18 protein-coding genes and 1 rRNA gene are annotated in these 20,221 nt (G+C 66.9%); 14 read left to right on the top strand and 5 right to left on the bottom strand.

Annotated elements, in window-relative coordinates; genetic code table 11:
* A 5S ribosomal RNA gene (rrf, locus tag AC5P6S_RS18600) occupies positions 1-115 on the top strand.
* A gap of 317 nt (positions 116-432) precedes the next feature.
* Here rrf and AC5P6S_RS18595 read toward each other — a convergent pair.
* On the bottom strand, positions 433-2,148 hold the full coding sequence (locus AC5P6S_RS18595; protein WP_049417756.1) for a M28 family metallopeptidase: 1,716 nt from the start codon (positions 2,146-2,148) through the stop codon (positions 433-435).
* Between the two features lie 86 nt (positions 2,149-2,234).
* Positions 2,235-2,897 carry a DUF4097 family beta strand repeat-containing protein gene (locus AC5P6S_RS18590; protein ID WP_495204716.1) on the bottom strand — a complete coding sequence of 221 codons (663 nt, stop codon included), beginning with the start codon at positions 2,895-2,897 and terminating at the stop codon, positions 2,235-2,237.
* Between the two features lie 94 nt (positions 2,898-2,991).
* On the opposite strand from AC5P6S_RS18590, the gene AC5P6S_RS18585 reads away from it, so the two are divergent.
* Both AC5P6S_RS18585 and AC5P6S_RS18580 read left to right on the top strand, forming a co-directional pair.
* Complete coding sequence (locus AC5P6S_RS18585) at positions 2,992-4,293, top strand: murein hydrolase activator EnvC family protein (protein WP_032965528.1); 1,302 nt, start codon at positions 2,992-2,994, stop codon at positions 4,291-4,293.
* A 108-nt stretch (positions 4,294-4,401) separates the two neighbouring features.
* Positions 4,402-5,850 carry a S41 family peptidase gene (locus tag AC5P6S_RS18580; RefSeq protein WP_005412014.1) on the top strand — a complete coding sequence of 483 codons (1,449 nt, stop codon included), beginning with the start codon at positions 4,402-4,404 and terminating at the stop codon, positions 5,848-5,850.
* Between the two features lie 82 nt (positions 5,851-5,932).
* On the opposite strand, the gene AC5P6S_RS18575 is transcribed toward AC5P6S_RS18580, so the two are convergent.
* Positions 5,933-6,625 carry a rhomboid family intramembrane serine protease gene (locus AC5P6S_RS18575; RefSeq protein WP_005407784.1) on the bottom strand — a complete coding sequence of 231 codons (693 nt, stop codon included), beginning with the start codon at positions 6,623-6,625 and terminating at the stop codon, positions 5,933-5,935.
* Positions 6,626-6,852: 227 nt separating this feature from the next.
* Between AC5P6S_RS18575 and AC5P6S_RS18570 the strand changes: the two genes are divergently transcribed.
* The 3 genes from AC5P6S_RS18570 to AC5P6S_RS18560 all read left to right on the top strand — a co-directional run bounded on the left by AC5P6S_RS18570 (position 6,853) and on the right by AC5P6S_RS18560 (position 10,080).
* A complete protein-coding gene (locus AC5P6S_RS18570; RefSeq protein ID WP_241876820.1) occupies positions 6,853-8,280 on the top strand; it encodes an outer membrane protein transport protein in 1,428 nt (475 codons plus the stop codon).
* A gap of 140 nt (positions 8,281-8,420) precedes the next feature.
* Complete coding sequence (gene pnuC, locus AC5P6S_RS18565; protein ID WP_049417763.1) at positions 8,421-9,020, top strand: nicotinamide riboside transporter PnuC; 600 nt, start codon at positions 8,421-8,423, stop codon at positions 9,018-9,020.
* Positions 9,007-10,080, top strand: coding sequence for an AAA family ATPase (locus tag AC5P6S_RS18560; protein WP_495204715.1), 1,074 nt, complete (start codon positions 9,007-9,009; stop codon positions 10,078-10,080). Before pnuC ends, AC5P6S_RS18560 begins: the two co-directional genes overlap by 14 nt.
* Before the next feature lie 117 nt (positions 10,081-10,197).
* Here the strand turns inward: AC5P6S_RS18560 and putA are convergent, their stop codons facing one another.
* Positions 10,198-13,416 (bottom strand): bifunctional proline dehydrogenase/L-glutamate gamma-semialdehyde dehydrogenase PutA, encoded by a 3,219-nt coding sequence (gene putA / locus AC5P6S_RS18555; RefSeq protein WP_005407788.1) that lies wholly within the window; start codon positions 13,414-13,416, stop codon positions 10,198-10,200.
* Between the two features lie 274 nt (positions 13,417-13,690).
* Here putA and AC5P6S_RS18550 point away from each other — a divergent pair, with 274 nt between their 5' ends.
* From AC5P6S_RS18550 to AC5P6S_RS18525, 6 genes are read left to right on the top strand one after another with little or no spacing between them, the layout of a single operon-like run.
* Positions 13,691-14,167 (top strand): DUF2244 domain-containing protein, encoded by a 477-nt coding sequence (locus AC5P6S_RS18550; protein WP_004153894.1) that lies wholly within the window; start codon positions 13,691-13,693, stop codon positions 14,165-14,167.
* Positions 14,168-14,178: 11 nt separating this feature from the next.
* A complete protein-coding gene (gene coxB, locus AC5P6S_RS18545; protein WP_099561735.1) occupies positions 14,179-15,135 on the top strand; it encodes a cytochrome c oxidase subunit II in 957 nt (318 codons plus the stop codon).
* A 59-nt stretch (positions 15,136-15,194) separates the two neighbouring features.
* Positions 15,195-16,802 (top strand): cytochrome c oxidase subunit I, encoded by a 1,608-nt coding sequence (ctaD, locus tag AC5P6S_RS18540; protein WP_005407790.1) that lies wholly within the window; start codon positions 15,195-15,197, stop codon positions 16,800-16,802.
* Between the two features lie 8 nt (positions 16,803-16,810).
* Positions 16,811-17,047: a hypothetical protein gene (locus AC5P6S_RS18535; RefSeq protein ID WP_033835837.1), complete on the top strand. Its 237-nt coding sequence runs from the start codon at positions 16,811-16,813 to the stop codon at positions 17,045-17,047.
* Positions 17,044-17,634: a cytochrome c oxidase assembly protein gene (locus AC5P6S_RS18530; RefSeq protein ID WP_005407792.1), complete on the top strand. Its 591-nt coding sequence runs from the start codon at positions 17,044-17,046 to the stop codon at positions 17,632-17,634. The genes AC5P6S_RS18535 and AC5P6S_RS18530 overlap by 4 nt, the downstream gene beginning before the upstream one ends.
* 13 nt (positions 17,635-17,647) lie before the next feature.
* Positions 17,648-18,523, top strand: a complete 876-nt coding sequence (locus AC5P6S_RS18525) for a cytochrome c oxidase subunit 3 (RefSeq protein WP_495204714.1) — start codon at positions 17,648-17,650, stop codon at positions 18,521-18,523.
* Positions 18,524-18,543: 20 nt separating this feature from the next.
* On the opposite strand, the gene AC5P6S_RS18520 is transcribed toward AC5P6S_RS18525, so the two are convergent.
* Entirely contained in the window at positions 18,544-18,762 is a 219-nt protein-coding gene (locus AC5P6S_RS18520; RefSeq protein WP_005412025.1) for a twin transmembrane helix small protein, read from the bottom strand.
* Between the two features lie 57 nt (positions 18,763-18,819).
* On the opposite strand from AC5P6S_RS18520, the gene AC5P6S_RS18515 reads away from it, so the two are divergent.
* Positions 18,820-19,533 (top strand): SURF1 family protein, encoded by a 714-nt coding sequence (locus AC5P6S_RS18515; protein WP_099562852.1) that lies wholly within the window; start codon positions 18,820-18,822, stop codon positions 19,531-19,533.
* A 108-nt stretch (positions 19,534-19,641) separates the two neighbouring features.
* Entirely contained in the window at positions 19,642-20,211 is a 570-nt protein-coding gene (locus AC5P6S_RS18510) for a redox-active disulfide-containing membrane protein (RefSeq protein ID WP_049407110.1), read from the top strand.
* Positions 20,212-20,221: the final 10 nt, after the last annotated feature.

The raw sequence follows: 20,221 nt of genomic DNA, 5'->3' as shown, positions 1-20,221 counted from the left end.
CCTGGTGAAATTAGCGCTGTGGAACCACCCGATCCCATCCCGAACTCGGAAGTGAAACGCAGCTGCGCCGATGGTAGTGTGGCTCAAGCCATGCGAGAGTAGGTCATCGCCAGGGTTTACACCCAAAACCCCGCTGCTCACGCAGCGGGGTTTTTCTTTGTGCGCAGTAAATGCGGGTCGTGCCGGCCGCTGGCCGGCAACCCGATGGCATTACATGGCCCGGTAGATCCACGCCATGCGTGGAGGCCCACTGCGAGGAAGCATGGCGCCAACCAAGGTTGGCCGCTACCAATCGATTGCCGGCCAGCGGCCGGCACTACCGGCAGATCCACACCAATCGTGGATCTGCCGCCGACGGTACGCAAAAGAAAAGCGGCGCCCCGTGGGGCGCCGCTCTGCTCTCAACGATGTTCAGTCGAGCATGGCCCGTCTTTACTTTGCCGGTGCCTTGTCCTTCATCATCGCGTCGCGGGCTGCCTTGAACGGGTTGCCTTCGTACCAGTTCGGCCAACGATCGGCACCGGCCAGTTCCTTGCCGACGCCGTACATCAGCTGCAGGTCCTCGACAGTCCCGTCCAGCTTCCAGGTGGACGCGTCGAACTCGTCCTTCGGACCGTGGTAGCGGTTGGCGCCGTAGTCCGCTGCGGCCTTGCGGCCGGCGTCCACGCCACCCTCGCGCAGATCCTCGCCACCATCGGCGTACAGGGCCGGCACGCCGGCCTTGGCGAAGTTGAAGTGATCCGAGCGGAAGTAGAAGCCGCTCTGCACCGAGGTCTCACCATGCAGCGTGCGGTCCTGGGCTGCAGCCAGCGGCTTGAGGATGTCCTCCAGTTCCGAGCTGCCGAAGCCGGTGACGGTCACGTCCTTGGCACGGCCGGCCACCGACATCGCGTCGATGTTGATCACACCGGCGATCTTGTCCAGCGGGAAGGTCGGGTGGGAGACGTAGTACTTCGAACCCAGCAGGCCGGACTCTTCCAGGGTCACCGCCAGGAACACCACCGAGCGCTCCGGCTTCGGATCCTGGTGGGCCATGGCTTCGGCCACCTCAAGGATGCCGGCCACGCCGGTCGCGTTGTCGACCGCACCGTTGTAGATGTTGTCGCCGGTTTCACCCTCGTGCTTGCCCAGATGGTCCCAGTGCGCCATGTACAGCACGGCCTCGTCGGCACGCTTGCTGCCCGGCAGCACGCCCACCACGTTGCGCGACTGCTTCTGCGCGATCTGGCTCTTCAGGTCGACCGCGGCGGTGGCTTTCAGCGGCACCGGCTTGAAGCCGCGCTTGCTCGCATCCTTGTAAGCCTGCGCGAGGTCCAGGCCGGCACCGGCAAACAGCGCCTTGGCGGCGTCGGCGCTCAGCCAGCCCTGCACCGGAATGCGGGCTTCCGGGTCATCCTTGGCCGGCAGGTCGTACTGCGGGCCGGCCCAGGAGTTCTTCACTACGTCCCAGCCATAGGAGGCACCGGCGGTGTCGTGCACGATCAGCGCCGCGGCGGCGCCCTTGCGCGCGGCCTCTTCGAACTTGTAGGTCCAGCGGCCGTAGTAGGTCATGCGCTTGCCGTCGAACAGCTTCGCGTCGTCAACATGGAAGCCCGGATCGTTGACGAACATCACGACCGTCTTGCCCTTCCAGTCCTGGCCGGCATAGTCGTTCCACTTCTGCTCCGGCGCATCAACGCCGTAGCCGACGAACACCAGGTCGCTGGCATCGACTTTCACCTCAGCCTGGCCGGTACGGGTGCCGACCACCATGTCGGTACCGAACTTCAGCTCGGTGGTCTTGCCACCCTGGGTGATCTTCAGCACGGTCGATGCGTCGGCCGTGGTCTCGGTCATCGGCACGTCCTGGAACCAGCTGTCACCGTTGCCCGGCTGCAGGCCGATGCGCTGCATCTGGTCGCGGATGTAGTTGACCGTCAGTTCCTCGCCCTTGCTGCCCGGCGCGCGGCCTTCGAATTCATCCGAGGCCAGGGTCTTGACCATCTCGGCGAAGTCGCCGGCGTTGATCTCCGGGGAGAACTGATGAGCCGCCGGCTTCGCGGCAGCGGTGTCGGTGGCTGACGCCGGTGCGGTGGCCGGCGTGTCTTCGCCTTTGCAGGCACTGAGCGCGGCCGCGGCGGCCAGGCACAGGAGGAGTTTGCGGGGCATCGTCGATTCCTGGAAAACAAAGGGCGGCCGCACGTCGTGCACAGCCGGTATCAGCGAGTATCACCGAACCAAGCGGTCCGGTGCGCTCAGTCCGCCGGGGCGGTTTCGGTGTCGAACGGGATCGGTTCGGCGCCGGTGACCGGACCGATGCGCGCGGTGCGATGCACGTAAAGCACCACCTCGCGTTCGAACTGCAGGGGGCCGTTGACTACGGCATTCGGGCCGACGATCACGCGCGGCTTGCGGCTGGCGGTGAGCGAGACGCTGAAGTTCGGCTTGCGCACGTGCACACCGCCGTTGACCTGGGAACCGATGCCGACGGTGATATCGCCGTTGACGGTCTCCACGTCCTTGCCGACCCGGCTTTCGACCAGGCCGATGCCACCGTTCACGGTTTCGACGCCGCCTTCGATCTGGCTGCCGCGATCGGTGAAGATGCTGCCGTTGACGGTGCTGACGCTGCCGTGTGCAATCACCTCGCGGCCCAGGCGTACGCCGCCGTTGACCGTTTCAATATTGCCGGTACGTGCACGGTCGGCCACCTTGACCCCGCCGTTGACGGTGTCGATGCTGCCGGTCTCGACGCCTTCACCAACCCGGATACCGCCGTTGACGGTATCCAGCTTGCCGTAGCGCTGGCCAGGCTCGGCGCTGATGCTGCCGTTGACCTTGCTGATGTTGTCCTGGGCACCGGCGGGGCCGGCAACGAGCAGGACGCCCAACAACAGCGGAATGGAAAGAGTTTTCATGGGACCTCGATGGATGTGCGGCTGGCAGGCCGCGTGCGGAGATGTCACCATTCCCCGGTACCCCCTGCAACTGCCTGAAGTCACTGGAAAGCCCTTGCGCGACAACGCCTTCCCATCACGCCGACATCACATCGCCGCCATCCGCGGCGGGCGCTGCCTGCTGTTGGGGCTGGCCATCGCCTTGGCGCTGCCATTGCCGGGCGCCGCTCAGACCACCCGCGAGACCGAGCGCAAGCTGCAGAAGCTGCGTAGCGAGTTGAAGGGCGTGGCGCAGGAGCGCAGGCAGATCGAGGGCCAGCGGGGCCAGGCCTCGCAGCAGCTGCGTGAGGCGGACGAGAAGGTGGCCCGCACCGGCCGTGCGCTTGCGCAGACTGAAACTGCGCTGCGCGAGCAGGGAAGGGCCCTGGCCGAGGCCGAACAACGCCGCAGCACGCTGCAGGCCAACCTCGCCCAGCAGCATCGCGAGCTGGCCGGCCTGCTGCGTGCGGCCTACCAGCTGGGCAACCATGCACCTCTGAAGCTGCTGCTGTCGCAGGATACGGTGGCCGATGCCAATCGTGCCCTGGCCTACCACCGCTACCTGCAACGCGAGCGGGCACAGCGCATCACCACGCTGACAGCCGACCTGAAAGAGCTGGAAGTGCTGCAGGCGCAGATCGCCGAGCGCAAGCAGAAGCTGCAGGGTGCGCAGCAGGACCAGAAGCAGCAGGCTGCGGCGCTGGAAGCCGACCGTCGCGATCGCGCCAGGACCGTCGCCTCGCTGGATGAGCGTTTCAAGGACCAGCGCGAGAAGGAACAGGCGCTGGGCCAGGACGCCAAGGCACTGGAAACGCTGCTGGCCAACCTGCGTGCCGCTGCGGCACGGGCCGAAGCCGAGCGCCGCGCCGCGGCGCGGCGAGCAGCCGCTGAAAAGGCCGCCGCCGAGCGTGCCGCACGCCAGGCTGCCGCGCAGGGCCGCCCGCCACCGCCGCCCACCAAGGTCCCGCCTGCCGTGGCCTCTGCGCCGGCGCCGAAGGTGGGTGGCCTGGGCTGGCCGTTGTCGGGCAACCTGTTGGCCCGCTACGGCGGAAAGCTGCCCGACGGCCGCACCAGCAGTGGTGTGTTGATCGGCGCGCCCGCCGGCAGCACCGTCACCGCCGTGGCCGACGGCACCGTGGTGTTCTCCGACTGGATGACCGGCTACGGCATGATCCTGATCGTCGATCACGGCAACGGCTACATGAGCCTGTACGCGCACAACGACACCCTGCTGAAGGATGCCGGCGCACGGGTCAGCCGCGGCGATGCGGTGGCCAAGGTCGGCAATTCCGGTGGCCAGGGCGTGACCGCGCTGTACTTCGAACTGCGCCGGGGCGGGCAGCCGGTCAACCCGGACAGCTGGCTGCAGCGGCGCTGAATCCGGCGCTGTCGCGTGGCGGACGGATTCAACGGGAATTTAGCTGTGCTTCGCGCATAATCGACGCATGTGCCTTGGGCACGATGCCAACGTCGACAGGAGTGATCCATGCGCGCAGCCCGTACCGCCACCCTCTTGCTGGCCCTGTTGCCGGCGCTGTCCTGGGCGCAGCAGACCGCGCCCGCCCCGAGCAAGGAAACCAGCGGGCAGGCAGCGAACAGCGAGGAGGCGGTGACCTCGAAGGTGCCGCTGGAGGACATCCGCCGCTTCGTCGCCGTGTACAACGCGGTGCGCGCGGCCTATGTCGACCCGGTCGATGACAAGAAGCTGATGCAGTCGGCGGTGCGCGGCCTGCTGCTCGACCTCGACCCGCACAGCACGTACTTCAACAAGGAAGACGCGCAGGCCTTCGACGAGCAGGCCAACGGCGCCTATGAGGGCATCGGCGTGGAGTTGCAGCAGCAGCCCGACAACGCCAGCATGAAGGTCATCTCGCCGATCGACGACACGCCGGCGGCCAAGGCCGGCATCCTCGCCGGTGACCTGATCATCGCCATCGACGGCAAGCCGATCAGCGCCATTGATGCGAGCGAACCGTTGCGTGGCCCGGCCGGCAGCAAGGTGGTGCTGACCATCGTGCGCGCGGGCAAGCCGAAGCCGTTCGACGTCAGCCTCACCCGCCAGACCATCCGCGTGACCAGCGTGCGCAGCCGCCTGCTGGAGCCGGGCTATGGCTACATCCGCCTGAGCACCTTCCAGGCCGACACCGGGTCGGACTTCCAGAAGCACCTGCAGCAGCTGCAGAAGCAGTCCGGTGGCCAGCTCAAGGGCCTGGTGCTGGATCTGCGCAGCAACCCGGGTGGGCTGCTGACTGCCGCGGTGCAGGTGGCCGACGACCTGCTCGACAAGGGCAACATCGTCAGCACCCGCGGCCGCATCAGCATCAGCGATGCCCGGTTCGATGCGACGCCGGGCGACCTGCTGAAGGGCGCACCGGTGGTGGTGCTGGTCGATGCGGGTTCGGCCAGCGCCTCGGAAGTGCTGGCTGGGGCGCTGCGCGACAACAAGCGCGCGCGCGTGGTCGGCAGCCGCACCTTCGGCAAAGGCTCGGTGCAGACCGTGTTGCCGCTGGACAACGGTGACTCGGTGAAGCTGACCACCGCGCGTTATTACACGCCCAGCGGCAAGTCGATCCAGGCCACTGGCATCGTGCCGGAGGTCGAACTGAAGCCTGCGGCGCGCCCGGAAGACGAGGCACTGCCGGCCAGCCTGAGCGATTACAGCGAAGCGACCCTGCCGGGCCATCTGCGTGGCGACGACGAAGGCACCGAGGGCTACCACGCCGGTGCGGTGCTGCCGGGCGATGGCCCGATCAATGACGCGCTGGCCGAGCTGAAGAACCCGGGTTCGGTGGCTGCACGCTTGAAGGCCGAAGCGGCGAAGGCGGATGCGGCCAAGGCCGCGAAGGCCGCTGCGGCGAAGCCGGAAGCGAAGGTCGAACCTAAGCCGGAAGCAAAGCCGGAAGCAAAGCCCGCACCGGCCCCAGCGAAGCCGTGAGGTAGCGCCGGGCCATGCCCGGCGTCGGCTCAAGGGCGGAAGAAGAAACCAAATGCCGGCCAGCGGCCGGCACTACCAGGGGTCAGAAGCCGTGGCGCTTGCGCAGCCGGCGGGCGATCGCCGCGCGCACGTAGACCCCGTACACCAGGCCGAACACGAAGCCGCCGATGTGGGCCCACCAGGCCACCATGCCGAAGCTCGGGCCGATATGGGCGAACACCACCTGCAGCGCTGCCCATACGCCGATCAGCAGGTAGGCCGGGGCACGCACGAATTCCAGGAACAGGCCAAGCGGGATCACCACGCCCAGCCGCGCCCCCGGGAACAGGGCCAGGTAGGCACCGATCAGTGCCGAGACCGCGCCACTGGCACCGATGATGATCTGGTCCGGGCTGCCCATGGTGTAGATGGCCACCAGGTTGGACACCGCGCCGCCGACCAGGAACAGCAGCAGCAGGCGCCACGGGCCCAGCACCCGCTCGGCGGGCAGGCCGAAGATCAGCAGGAACACCAAGTTGCCCAGCAAGTGCGACCAATCGGCGTGCAGGAACAGGGCGGTGAACAGGCGCAGCACGCTGCCGTCCTGCAGCGTCGCCCACCAGTCCAGCGGGTGGGTCAGGCCGGTAGACAGGGCGCCCCAGTCCAGCCAGAGGCTGCCGCGGGCATCGTCCGGGCGCGAGATCGACCACAGGAACGCCAGCCATAGTGCCGCAAACAGCACGGGCGTGGCCCAGCGCAGGGCCGCCTTCTTGCGGGACGGGAGGGAGACGAACATGGCACTAGCCTAGCGTGCGGGCGCTTGCGACGGGGATTGTCCTGTTCAGCTTTTGAGACGGAAAAACCGCCTGCGTCGTTATTGTTTCATTAACGGCTCTGGGTAATACTCGCATACGGCGTCGTATGTCGGGAGGGGAATCCGGCGCGCTTCGACGGGCCTCTGGGCCTGCCGGGCGCAGGCGCACTCAGAGCACCATCACCGCTTACCGGAGAGAGAGAACTACGATGCAAACCGCTTCCACCATTGCCCGACTGACCCTGCTGGCCGTCGGCGTTGCCGGTGCGCTGGCCGCCGCCGATGCCAATGCTGCCGCCTTCCAGCTGAAGGAAAACAGCGCCAAGGGCCTGGGCCGCGCGTTCGCCGGCTCCACCTCGACCGAAGGTGACGCCTCGGTCATCGCCACCAACCCGGCCTCCATGCGCCTGCTCGACGGCACCCTGATCCAGGGCGACGTCAGCGCCATCAGCTTCGGCGCCAAGTTCCGTGGCCAGGGCCAGTACGGCAACGGCGCTCCGATTTCCGGTGGCAACGGCGGCGACGCCGGCATGATCGCCCCGGTTCCGGCCGCCTACTTCCATCTGCCGTTCGGCGAGAAGGAGAACATGCACTTCGGCGCCTCGCTGACCGTGCCGTTCGGCTTCAAGACCGAATACGACCGCGACTGGGTCGGCCGCTACAACGGCGTCAAGACCGAGCTGCAGGCGATCGACCTGGGCGTGGCGTTCTCCTACGACGTCAACCCGTACCTGTCGTTCGGTGCGTCGGTGTTCGCCGAGCGCCTGAACGTCGACCTGACCAGTGCCGTCGACACCGGCACCGCGATCAACGCCAGCGCCCAGCAGAAGGCTGCCGCTGCCGTGCTGGCCGCCGGTGGCACCCCGGCTCAGGCCCTTGCTGCCTCGAAACAGGCCGCTGCGGCCTTGGCCCAGCAGGGCTTCGCCCCGGGCACCGCCGATGGCTTCCTGCGCATCAAGGGTGACGAAGTGTCGATGGGTTACACCCTGGGCATGACCGTCAGCCCGGTGGAAGGCACCAACATCGCCTTCAGCTACCGCTCGCAGGTCAAGCACAAGATCAACGACGGCAAGGCCGACTTCACCATTCCGGGCAATGCTGAGACCTTCCTGCGCTCCGCCGCTCCGGGCACCTTCATCGACAGCAAGGGGCGCGCCTCGATCACCCTGCCGGCCAGCGCCACCGTGGGCTTCACCCACCGCGTGAACGACCAGTGGAAGGTCATGGCCGAAGTGACGCGCACCGCGTGGAGCAAGTTCGACCAGGTGGTCGTTGACTATGACTCCAACCAGCCGGACAGCGTGCTGCCGTTCCACTACCGCGACACCACCTTCGCGTCGATCGGTACCGAGTACCGCATGAACGAGAAGCTGACCCTGCGCGGCGGTCTCGCCTACGACCAGACCCCGACCACCGACGCCCACCGCGACGTGCGCGTGCCGGACACCACCCGCAAGTGGCTGTCGCTGGGCCTGACCTACGCGGCTTCGGACAAGATGGAATACAGCGTGGGCTACACCCACCTGTTCACCAAGGATCCGAACATCACCTCGACCTCGCCGACCGGCAACACCGTGACCGGCAAGTACAAGGTCAGCGGCGACGTGCTGGCGGCTTCGATGCAGTACAAGTTCTGATCCAGGCGATTGCCTGACGCAGGACGAAGGAGGCCCCGCGCAAGCGGGGCTTTCTTTTTGTGGGGCGGCTCGGGGCATCCACGCATGGCGTGGATCCACTGGATTGTCCACGCAGCGCACGGATCCACGACAATAACGCCATGAACCTGTCCGACCCGAACTTCCAGCTGGAGCTGGCCGCCAACATCGCCGTCGCCGGCTCGATCCTGCTGGCCGGCCGCAACAACGTGCACACCTGGTGGCTGGGCATCGTCGGCTGCGCATTGTTTGCTGCGGTGTTCGAACGATCGCACCTGTATGCGGACATGGTGCTGCAGTTCTTCTTCATCGCCATCAGCGTGCTGGGCTGGTGGCAGTGGCTGCGTGGTGACCATGGCGCGCCGTTGCCGATCACTTCATTGCGGCCGCGCGCCTGGGCCTGGCTGGCGCCGCTGGCAGTGGTGGCCACCTTCGGCTACGGCTGGATGCTGACCCGCCTGACCAATGCCTACGCGCCGTACATCGATTCGGCGGTGCTGGTATTGAGCGTGATCGCGCAGATCCTGATGATGCGCCGCAAGCTGGAATCGTGGTGGGTGTGGCTGCTGGTGAACACCGTGGCGGTGCCGCTGTACTACAGCCGTGGCCTGCACCTGACCTCGATCCTGTACGTGGGCTTCTGGATCAATGCGCTGGTGGCCTTGCGCCATTGGCGGCACCTGATGCGTGACGAGGCCAAGACGGCCGATGCTGCTGCCTGAGCGCGTTGCACGCGGCCTGGTGGTGGGCAAGTTCTGCCCGCTGCACCTCGGCCACGAACGCCTGATCGAGTTCGCCGCCACGCGCTGCCGGCAGCTGCTGGTGATTGGCTGGTCGCAGCCGGGTTTCCCAGGCTACAGCGCCGAGCGTCGCGAGCGCTGGCTGCGAGCGCGCTTCCCGCAGGCGACGGTGGCGGTGCTGGATGACGCGCGGCTGGCAGCATGGTGCGCCCAGCACGGTTTGCCCGTGCGCACGCTGCCGCAGGACAGCGACAACGAGCACGTGCAGCGCGAGTTCACCGCCTGGCTGTGCCTGAGCCTGTTCGGCGGGCCGGTGCAGGCGGTCTACACCGGCGAGGACTACGGCGACGGCTTCGCGCAGGCGCTGGCCACGCACTTCGGCGCGCCGGTACGCCATGAGCGGCTCGAACGCGCACTGGACGTCGGGCAGGCGTGTGGCACCCAGCTGCGCGCCGATCCGCATGCGCACCGTCATGGCCTCGCACCGCAGGTCTATGCCGGCTATGTGCAGCGCGTGGCGTTCATTGGTGGCGAGTCCAGCGGAAAGACCACGCTGGCGCGCGTGATGGCCGAGCGACTGCAGACCGCCTGGGTGCCGGAGTATGGCCGCACGCTATGGGAGCAGCAAGGCGGAGAGCTGACGCCAGATGATCTGCTTCGCATCGCAATGGCACAGCCGCAGCACGAAGACGAGACCGCACGGCATGCGCATCGCTGGCTGTTCTGCGATACCACGCCGCTGGTGACGCTGGGCTACAGCGGCTGGATGTCTGGTACGGCGCCGGAGGCACTGCGGCAGGCTGCATTGCGACCGTATGACCTGCTGTTCCTGTGTGCGCCGGATATCCCGTTCGACCAGGACGGCACGCGGGTGGGCGAAGCCTTCCGGGCGAAGCAGCATGCGTGGTACGTGCGCGAGCTGGAGGCGCGGGGAGTCGACTACGTGCTGCTGGAGGGGGGGCTGGAAGCGCGCATCGCGCGCGTGCACGGCGAGCTGGCGAAGCGGGCGGACAATCGGTTCAGTGTGGCCCAGCCTCTGTAGAGCGAGCCCACGCTCGGCTGTGCGAGGAAAACCGAGCGTGGGCCCGGCTCTACAGGAAGCAAGGCATAAAAAACCCCGCTTTCGCGGGGTTTTTCGTTCACTGCATCAACCGGGCGATCAGTCGCCCAGGGTCAGCAGCGAGGCGTTGCCGCCGGCGGCGGTGGTGTTCACCGTCACCGTCTTTTCGGTGGCGAAGCGCAGCAGGTAGTGCGGGCCGCCGGCCTTCGGGCCGGTGCCGGACAGGCCCTGGCCGCCGAACGGCTGCACGCCGACCACCGCACCGATCTGGTTGCGGTTGACGTAGACGTTGCCGACATGGACGCCGTTGCTGATGCGGTCGACAGTCTCGTCGATGCGCGAATGCACGCCCAGGGTCAGGCCGTAGCCGGTGGCGTTGATCTGGTCGATCACCGCGTCGAGCTGGTCGCCCTTCCAGCGGATCACGTGCAGCACCGGGCCGAACACTTCCTTCTGCAGCTGGCCCAGGTCCTTCAGTTCGTACGCGCGCGGTGCGAAGAAGGTGCCGTTGGCGGCTTCGGCGGACAGCTCGGCGGCGGCGATCAGGCGCGCTTCGCGGTCCATGCGCTCAGCGTGGTCCTGCAGGATCTTCAGCGCATCTGCGTCGATCACCGGGCCGACGTCGGTGGACAGCAGGCCGGGGTTGCCGACCTTCAGTTCCTTCATCGCACCGGCCAGCATGGTCATCACCTTGTCGGCGATGTCGTCCTGCACGAACAGCACGCGCGCAGCCGAGCAACGCTGGCCGGCGGAGGTGAAGGCCGAACCGATCGCGTCCTTGACCAGCTGTTCCGGCAGTGCCGAGGAGTCGGCGATGAAGGCGTTCTGGCCACCGGTCTCGGCGATCAGCACACCGATGGCGGCGTCACGCGCCGCCATCGCGCGGTTGATCGCACGGGCGGTGTCGGTGGAGCCGGTGAAGGCCACGCCGGCCACGCGCGGGTCGGCGGTCAGCGCGGCACCGACGGTAGCACCGTCGCCCGGCAGGAACTGCACCACCTCGGCCGGCACGCCGGCGTCGTGCAGCAGCTTCACCGCGTAGTAGCCGATCAGGTTGGTCTGCTCGGCCGGCTTGGCGATGACGCTGTTGCCGGCGGCCAGGGCGGCAGCGACCTGGCCCAGGAAGATCGCCAGCGGGAAGTTCCACGGGCTGATGCAGACGAACACGCCGCGGCCGTGCAACTGCAGCTCGTTGGACTCACCGGTCGGGCTCGGCAGCTTCTCGGCGTGGCTGAACTGCTCGCGCGCCTGCTTGGCGTAGTAGCGCAGGAAGTCCACCGCTTCGCGCACTTCGGCGATGCTGTCGGGCAGGCTCTTGCCGGCTTCCTTCACGCACAGCGCCATGAATTCCGGCATGCGTGCTTCCAGCTGGTCGGCGGCGTGCTCGAGGATGGCGGCGCGGCTGGCGGCCGGGGTGCGGTTCCAGGCCGGCTGCGCGGCTACGGCATTCGCCAGGGCCTTCTGCACGGTGGCGGCGTCTGCGGCCAGCCACTGGCCAACCACTTCACGGGTGTCGGCCGGGTTGGTTACCGGCAGCGCGGCGCCGGCCGGGTTGGCGCCCGGCACCAGCGGCGCAGCCTGCCAGGGCTTCACAGCCGCGTTGATCTGCTCGGCCAGGGCGCGCAGTTCGTTGTCGTTGGCGAGGTTGGCGCCCATGGAGTTCTTCCTGTCGTGGTTCTGGCTGCGCAGCAGGTCAACCGGCAGCGGGATCTTGGGATGCGGAATCGAAGCGAACGAGGCGACCATCTCGACCGGATCGCGGATCAGGTCGGCGATCGGCACGCGCTCGTCGGTGATGCGGTTGACGAAACTGGAGTTGGCGCCGTTTTCCAGCAGGCGACGCACCAGGTACGGCAGCAGGTCTTCATGCGAACCGACCGGTGCATACACGCGGCAGGGCAGGCCCAGGCGGTCAGCCGGCACCACCTCGGCGTACAGGTCGTCGCCCATGCCGTGCAGCTTCTGGTGCTCGTACACGCCGCCGTTGGCGATGCTGCGCACGGCCGCGATGGTGTGCGCGTTGTGCGTGGCGAACATCGGGTAGATCGCGTCGGCATGGGTGAACAGCCGCTTGGCGCAGGCCAGGTAGGACACGTCGGTGTTCTGCTTGCGGGTGAACACCGGGTAGCCCGGGTAGCCTTCGATCTGCGCGCGCTTGATCTCGGCGTCCCAGTACGCGCCCTTGACCAGGCGCACCTGCAGGCGGCGACCGGCGCGGCGCGCCATGTCGGCCAGGTGGTCGATCGTGTACGGGGTGCGCTTCTGGTAGGCCTGCACGACCACGCCGAAGCCATCCCAGCCAGCCAGCGAGGCGTCGGAGAACACCTGCTCGATGATGTCCAGCGACAGTTCCAGGCGGTCGGACTCTTCGGCGTCGACGGTGCAGCCGATGCCATAGCTCTTGGCCAGCTGCGCCAGTTCCAGCACGCCCGGCACCAGGTCCTTCAGCACGCGCTCGCGCTTGGCGTGCTCATAGCGCGGGTACAGCGCCGACAGCTTGATCGAGATGCCCGGGGCATTGTTGACGTCGCCATCCGGACGGCCGCCGCGTGCCTTGTGATCGCCGCCGATGGCGTGGATCGCACGACGGTAGTCTTCCAGATAGCGCAGCGCGTCCTTCATGGTCAGCGCACCTTCGCCGAGCATGTCGAAGGAGTAGCGGTAGCTGGCGTTGTCGCCCTTGTGCGAGCGCGCCAGCGCTTCGCTGATGGTGCGGCCCATGACGAATTGGTGGCCCATGATCTTCATCGCCTGGCGCACGGCCAGGCGCACCACCGGCTCACCGACGCGGCCGACCAGGCGCTTGAACGCGCTGGGCGCATCGGCGCGGGTGGCGTCGTTCATCTGCACCAGCTTGCCGGTCAGCATCAGGCCCCAGGTGGAGGCATTGACCAGCACCGAGTCGCTGCCGCCCAGGTGCTTTTCCCAGTCGGCATCGGCCAGCTTGTCGCGGATCAGCTTGTCGGCGGTGTCCTGGTCCGGAATACGCAGCAGTGCCTCGGCCACGCACATCAGCAGCACGCCTTCCTCGCTGCCCAGGTCGTACTGGCGCATGAAGGCTTCGATGGCGCCCTGGTCCTTGGCGCGCACGCGCACGCGGCCGACCAGGTCGGCGGCCAGTGCCTGCACCCGGGCCTGCTCGTCGGCGGGCAGGCGGGCCTGCGCCAGCAGCTCGCGCACGTGGGTGGCCTCGTCCTTCAACCAGGCGTCGGTGATGGCCTGGCGGAACGGGTTGGGGGGCGCCGGCAGTTCCGGCGACAGCAACGCGCCGGGACGCAGGGCGTCGGGGGCTGCAGGGGAGGAGGAAGGTGCGTTCATGCCGGTCCGGCCAGTGGAAAACTTGGCGATTTTAATCATTTTTGCGGGTTGCGGAAGTGCCCTGCAGCCGCCTTCGTGAAGCGCTGATAGCCAATAGCTGCGGTGGATTCAGCGTGTTCAGCAAGTGTGGATGAGTTTGTGCCGAATTCGTCATTCGTACCGCCGACCTCATGCTGTGTTGCAGCATCGGAAAATGTGTGAATGCACCCTTGCTACCGGCGAGAGGGCGGGGCTACCATCGAGGCGTTTCCCGCGGCAGGAACGCGGTTGCGACATGATCGAGGTGCTTCCAGCTCCGGATGGGTCAGGTACGCAGCTGCGGCTGCGTCCCCCACGGGCGCTCGATGCCCGGCAGTTCGTCCTGTTGTTCACCGTGTTGTCGGGTGCGATGTGGCTGGTGTCCGCCCTCGGGTGGTTGGCCGGCAATGCATTCGCCCCCCTGTTCGCGCTGCTGTACAGCCTGGTGCTGGCGGCCGCGCTGCGTGCCTTGTGGCGCAGCGGTGAACGGCAGGAGGAGATCCGGGTAGTGCCGGCGTACGTGGAGGTCATCCCCGTACCCGGTGGATCGCCGGTGTTCCGGGCCCATCCCCACTGGGTGCGCCTGCTCACCGACGATGAGAGGGTCCGGCTGGCATCCAGCGGCCGGCAGGTGGAGGTGGGGAGTTTCCTCGCACCGGCCGAACGTCAGACGCTCGCAGAGACACTTGAAAGCTTGCTCGCCGCCAGCGATGGCGGCAACCGACGACGCTAAGGGTCTAGGCAATGAAGCAAAGCAGCAGGTGGGGCACGAAGTGCGTGAACGCGGTCGCCGCGATGCTGGCGACCGGGGGACTGATGCCGGCGTTGGCCTGGGCCCAGGCGGCCGATCCGAAGCCGTGGCAGCTGAACATGGGCAAGGGGGTGACCCAGACCTCGCGCCTGGCCTGGGAATCGAACAACCTGTCGTTGATCATCTGCACGGTGATCGGCGTCATCGTGTTCGGGGCGATGGCCTACGCCATGTTCAAGTTCCGCAAATCCAAGGGCGCGGTCGCGGCCACCTTCAGCCACAACACCAAGGCCGAGATCATCTGGACAGTGATCCCGGTGATCATCCTGATCGTGATGGCATGGCCGGCCACGGCCAACCTGATCAAGATGTACGACACCCGCGATGCCGAGATGACGGTGAAGGTCACCGGCTACCAGTGGATGTGGAAGTACGAATACCTCGGCGAGAACGTCACCTTCACCAGCCGCCTGGACCGCGAGTCCGACCGGGTGCGGCAGAGCGGCATCGTGCCGACCCGCGAAAGCCATCCGCACTACCTGCTGGATGTCGACAACCGCCTGGTGCTGCCGGTCGATACCAAGGTGCGTTTCGTCATCACCTCCGACGACGTGATCCACGCCTGGTGGGTGCCGGCGCTGGGCTGGAAGCAGGACGCCATCCCTGGCTTCATCAACGAAGCCTGGACCCGCATCGAGCAGCCGGGTGTCTACCGCGGCCAGTGCGCCGAGCTGTGTGGCAAGGACCACGGCTTCATGCCGATCGTGGTCGAGGCGGTGTCCAAGGAAGAGTTCAAGCAGTGGCTGGCGCAGCGCAAGCCCGCGCCGCCGGCTGAGCCTGCGACGCCTGCGGCACCTGCCGAACCGACTGCACCGACGGGCGAGGCACCGGCTGCGCCTGCTGCTGCAGAAGCGGGCAGCGCGCCTGCCACCGCGGCCAGCGGAGCGTGATGTAAAGCCCGCAGCCGTTCGCGGCCGCGGTGACAACCGATTCTGAGAGGTGTTTTGCAATGGCGCACTCGGCAGTTGGGCACGACGATCATCATCACCACCAGAGCTTCTTCGAACGTTGGTTCTTCTCGACCAACCACAAGGACATCGGCACGCTGTACCTCGGTTTCAGCTTCATCATGTTCATCATCGGCGCGGCGATGAGCGTGGTGATCCGCGCCGAGCTGGCGCAGCCGGGCCTGCAGTTCGTCAAGCCCGAGTTCTTCAACCAGATGACCACCGTACATGCGCTGGTGATGATCTTCGGCGGGGTGATGCCGGCCTTCGTCGGACTGGCCAACTGGATGATCCCGCTGCAGATCGGCGCGCCGGACATGGCGCTGCCACGCATGAACAACTGGTCGTTCTGGTTGCTGCCGGTGGCTTTCAGCCTGCTGCTGCTGACCCTGTTCCTGCCCGGCGGTGCACCGGCCGGTGGCTGGACGCTGTACCCGCCGCTGTCGCTGCAGGGCGGCTACAACGTTGCCTTCAGCGTGTTCGCCATCCACGTGGCCGGCATCAGTTCGATCATGGGCGCGATCAACATCATCGCCACCGTGCTCAACATGCGTGCGCCGGGCATCGACCTGCTGAAAATGCCGATCTTCTGCTGGGCCTGGCTGATCACCGCCTTCCTGCTGATCGCGGTGATGCCGGTGCTGGCCGGCGCGGTGACCATGCTGCTGACCGACAAGTTCTTCGGCACCAGCTTCTTCAATGCCGCCGGTGGCGGTGACCCGGTGATGTACCAGCACATCTTCTGGTTCTTCGGCCATCCCGAGGTCTACATCATGATCCTGCCCGCCTTCGGCGTGGTCAGCGAGATCATCCCGACCTTCAGCCGCAAGCCGCTGTTCGGCTACCAGGCGATGGTGTACGCCACCGCCGCGATCGCGTTCCTGTCGTTCATCGTCTGGGCCCACCACATGTTCACCGTGGGCATGCCGCTGGGCGGCGAGATCTACTTCATGTTCGCCACCATGCTGATCTCGATCCCGACCGGGGTGAAGGTGTTCAACTGGGTCAGCACCATGTGGCGTGGCTCGCTGACGTTCGAGGCACCGATGCTGTGGTCGGTGGCCTTCGTCATCCTGTTCACCATCGGTGGCTTCTCCGGCCTGATGCTGGCGATCGTCGCCGCCGACTTCCAGTACCACGACACCTACTTCGTGGTCGCGCACTTCCACTACGTGCTGGTGACCGGTGCGGTGTTCGCGCTGATCGCCGCGGTGTACTACTGGTGGCCGAAGTGGACCGGGCGGATGTACAGCGAGAAGTGGGCCAAGGTGCACTTCTGGTGGTCGATCGTATTCGTCAACCTGTTGTTCTTCCCGCAGCATTTCCTCGGCCTGGCCGGCATGCCGCGTCGCATTCCCGACTACAGCGTGGCCTTCGCCGACTGGAACCTGATCAGCTCGATCGGTGCGTTCGGCATGTTCGTCACCCCGTTCATGATGGCCGCGATCCTGCTGTCGTCCCTGCGCAACGGCGAGAAGGCCGAGGCCCGTTCCTGGGAAGGCGCGCGCGGCCTGGAGTGGACGCTGCCGTCGCCAGCACCGGCACATACCTTCACCACGCCGCCGACCATCCGTCCGGGAGATCTGGCGCATGACGACATCACGCATTGAGGTGAGGCATGCATAACGAGAGCCCGCTGCCGATCGGTAGAGTCGACTGTCAGTCGACTCGCGAAGTGCAGCCGACTAACAGTCGGCTCTACCAAAGCCAAAGCCAAAGCCAAAGCCAGACCGAAGCCCAACGCCACGGCATCGAACAGCAACGCCAGCGCGCCAGGCGCACGGCGATGTGGGTCGGCGCCATCGCCGTGCTGGTCTACGTCGGCTTCATCCTCAGCGGGGTGATCGGCCGATGAGCGAGGCGCCAGCCAGCACACCGTCACGCAGTGCGGGGCTGCCGCGCCTGATCGGTGTGGCGGTGGCGGTGTTCCTGCTCACGTTCTCGCTGGTGCCGCTGTACCGCATCGCCTGCGAGAAGGTGTTCGGTGTACGCCTGGAACGCGGCCCGGGCAGCGAGGCCAGCACCGGCGCCGCCACCGGCAAGCGCACCGTGCGCGTGGAGTTCGATGGCGGCGTCAATTCGCGCCTGCCCTGGTCGTTCCATCCCGAGCAGTTGACCATGGACGTGGTGCCCGGCGAACTCAACGAAGCGCTGTACTTCGCGCGCAACGACAGCCAGCAGGCGGTGGTCGGCAGTGCGGTGCCTTCCGTGGCGCCGGCGCGTGCCTCGGGCTTCTTCAGCAAGACCGAATGTTTCTGTTTCACCGCGCAGACGCTGCAGGCTGGCGAGAAGCGCGACATGCCGGTGCGTTTCATCGTCGATCCGGACCTGCCGCCGGAGATCAAGACGATCACCTTGTCCTACACCTTCTATCGCAACGACGCGCTGTCCGATCGGCTGGCCCCGGCCGCCACTTCGGAAGGCGCGCACGCCGCACCCTGACCCGGATACCGACATGGCCCAGACACCGACCGACGCCAACGTGTACTTCGTCCCGGCCCAGAGCAAATGGCCGTTCGTGGGTTCCATCGCGATGATGGTGACCATGGTGGGCGTGGCCAGCTGGCTCAACGATGCCAGCTGGGGACGCTGGACCTTCTACATTGGCATCGCGATGCTGGTGCTGACGTTGTTCTGGTGGTTCAGCGACGTGGTGCGCGAGTCGCAGGCGGGCAACTACAACCACCAGGTCGATGGCTCGTTCCGGATGGGAATGATCTGGTTCATCTTCTCCGAAGTGATGTTCTTCGGCGCCTTCTTTGGCGCGCTGTTCTACACCCGCAACCTGGGCCTGTCGTGGCTGAGCGGCGAAGGCCGCGGGGTGATGACCAACGAGCTGCTCTGGCAGGGTTATTCCGCCGGCTGGCCGACCAACGGGCCGGCGGCGATCGGTGGCGCGTTCCAGACCATCCCGGCCTGGGGCCTGTCGCTGATCAATACGCTGATCCTGCTCACCTCCGGCGTGACCTTGACCATTGCCCACCACGCGCTGAAGGCCGGCAACCGTCGCCAGCTGCTGATCTGGCTGGGCCTGACCGTGGTGCTTGGCCTGGGCTTCCTGACCCTGCAGGCGGAGGAGTACATCCACGCCTACAAGGAACTGAACCTGACGCTCGGCTCGGGCATCTACGGTTCAACGTTCTTCATGCTGACCGGCTTCCACGGCGCGCACGTGCTGCTGGGCACGATCATGCTGATCGTGATGTGGCTGCGTTCGGCCAAGGGACACTTCACCCGCGACAACCATTTCGGTTTTGAAGCGGCCGCGTGGTACTGGCACTTCGTCGACGTGGTGTGGCTGATGCTCTTCATGTTCGTCTACGTGCTTTGACCGCGCACGCATCGGTGGCCTCAGCCGCCGATGCCGTGCGGTTTGATCCAGCCCATGTAGATGCTCACGATCACCAGCAGGATCAACGCAACCGACACCGCGATGCGGCGCGTCAGTGCGTTGACCGTGCGCTTGGTCTGGCCGCGGTCGACCAGCAGGTAATACAGGCCGGCGCCCAGATTCCAGACGATGACGATCAGAAACGCGATTACCAGCAGGGTCTTCAGCGAATCACTCATGCGCGGCTCGAGGGCAGGGTGGATGCGCCTATCTGACCGCGTTTGCGCGGACTTGTCATGATGCGCCAGCACACGCGCGTGATCGGATGGCTGCTGGCGGTGCTGGCAATGGTTGGTTTCACCGCATTGGGGCTGTGGCAGCTGCAGCGCATGCATGCCAAGCAGGCAATGTTGGATGCACAAGGTCCAGCTGTGGCACAGGCGCTGCCACTGGCGCAGGCTCTGGTTGCACCTGGCGCCTTGCACGGCGTGGCCGACCACGGTCGCTTCCTGCCCGGCGTGGTGCTGCTGGACAACCAGACCCGGCACGGCCGCGCGGGCGTGAAGATCTATCGCCCGTTCCGCAGTGACGAGGGCAGCGTGCTGCTGGTCGATCTGGGCTGGCGCGCGCTGCCGCCCGATCGCAGGCTGCCGGATGTGCCGTCGCCGCCTTCGCCGGTGGCGGTGCGTGGCCTGCTGGCGCCGCCGCCGTCGGCGGGGCTGGCCCTGGGCCCGGCGTTCTCCGCTACCGATGAGGCCGGGCGTTGGCTGGCCAGCCGCTTGCCCGCCGAGGGCCTGGCGGCGGCGCTTGGCCTGCCGGCATTGCCTGATCGCGTCCTGCGGCTGGACCCGGCGCTGCCCTTCGGCGACGAACGCGACCTGGACCTGCTGCCGAACACGCTGCCGCCGCAACGCCACCTGGGCTACGCCGTGCAGTGGTTCGGCCTGGCCCTGACCGTGCTGGTGGTCGCGCTGGTACTGGAGTGGCGCAGGCGACGTGCTGCCCGGTAGTGCCGGCCGCTGGCCGGCAACCCCCGCATTCCTGGATGCCGGCCGGCGGCCGGCGCTACCGCGGCGTCACACCCGCATCCCTCACCCAACCATGAGAAAATGCCCCGCATGAACACTGCTACGTCCCCGCAGGCGCGCGGCTCCGGCCGCCGGACCCTGGTGCTGCTGTTTGCCGTGTTCTTCGGGGCGATGGCGCTGGCCGCCGTGCTGCGCTTCTCTGGCTGGCAGCCCGCCGGGCACCGCAATGCCGGCCAGCTGCTGAAGCCGCCTGTGGACCTGCGCCAGCAGGCGCCGACCCTGGCCAACGGCCAGCCGTACCCGTGGAACCCCGAAGCCCGTACCTGGCGCCTGCTGGTGGCGCCTGCCGGTGCCTGCGACGTCCAGTGCGTCACTTTGTCGCAGGGACTGGGCAAGGTGTGGCAGCTGTTCGGCCATAACGCCGATAATGTCGAAATCCTGTGGCTGGGAACGCCACCGGCGTCGATCGCCTCGCTGCCCGCGCTGCGGCCGCTGGCTCCGTCGCCAGCACTGCGCGCGGCCCTGCCCGGCGTCGACGATCCGGCTGGCCTGCCGGTCTACGTGATCGATCCGAACGGCTTCGTGATCATGCGTCATGCCCCGGGCACCGACCTCGGTGGCCTGCGCAAGGACATGGCCACGTTGCTGAAACTGAAGTGAGTCCCGTTTG

It is taken from the genome of Stenotrophomonas sp. YJH_SMC_119 (assembly GCF_059368315.1).
This window is presented reverse-complemented; position numbering and strand designations above follow the sequence as displayed.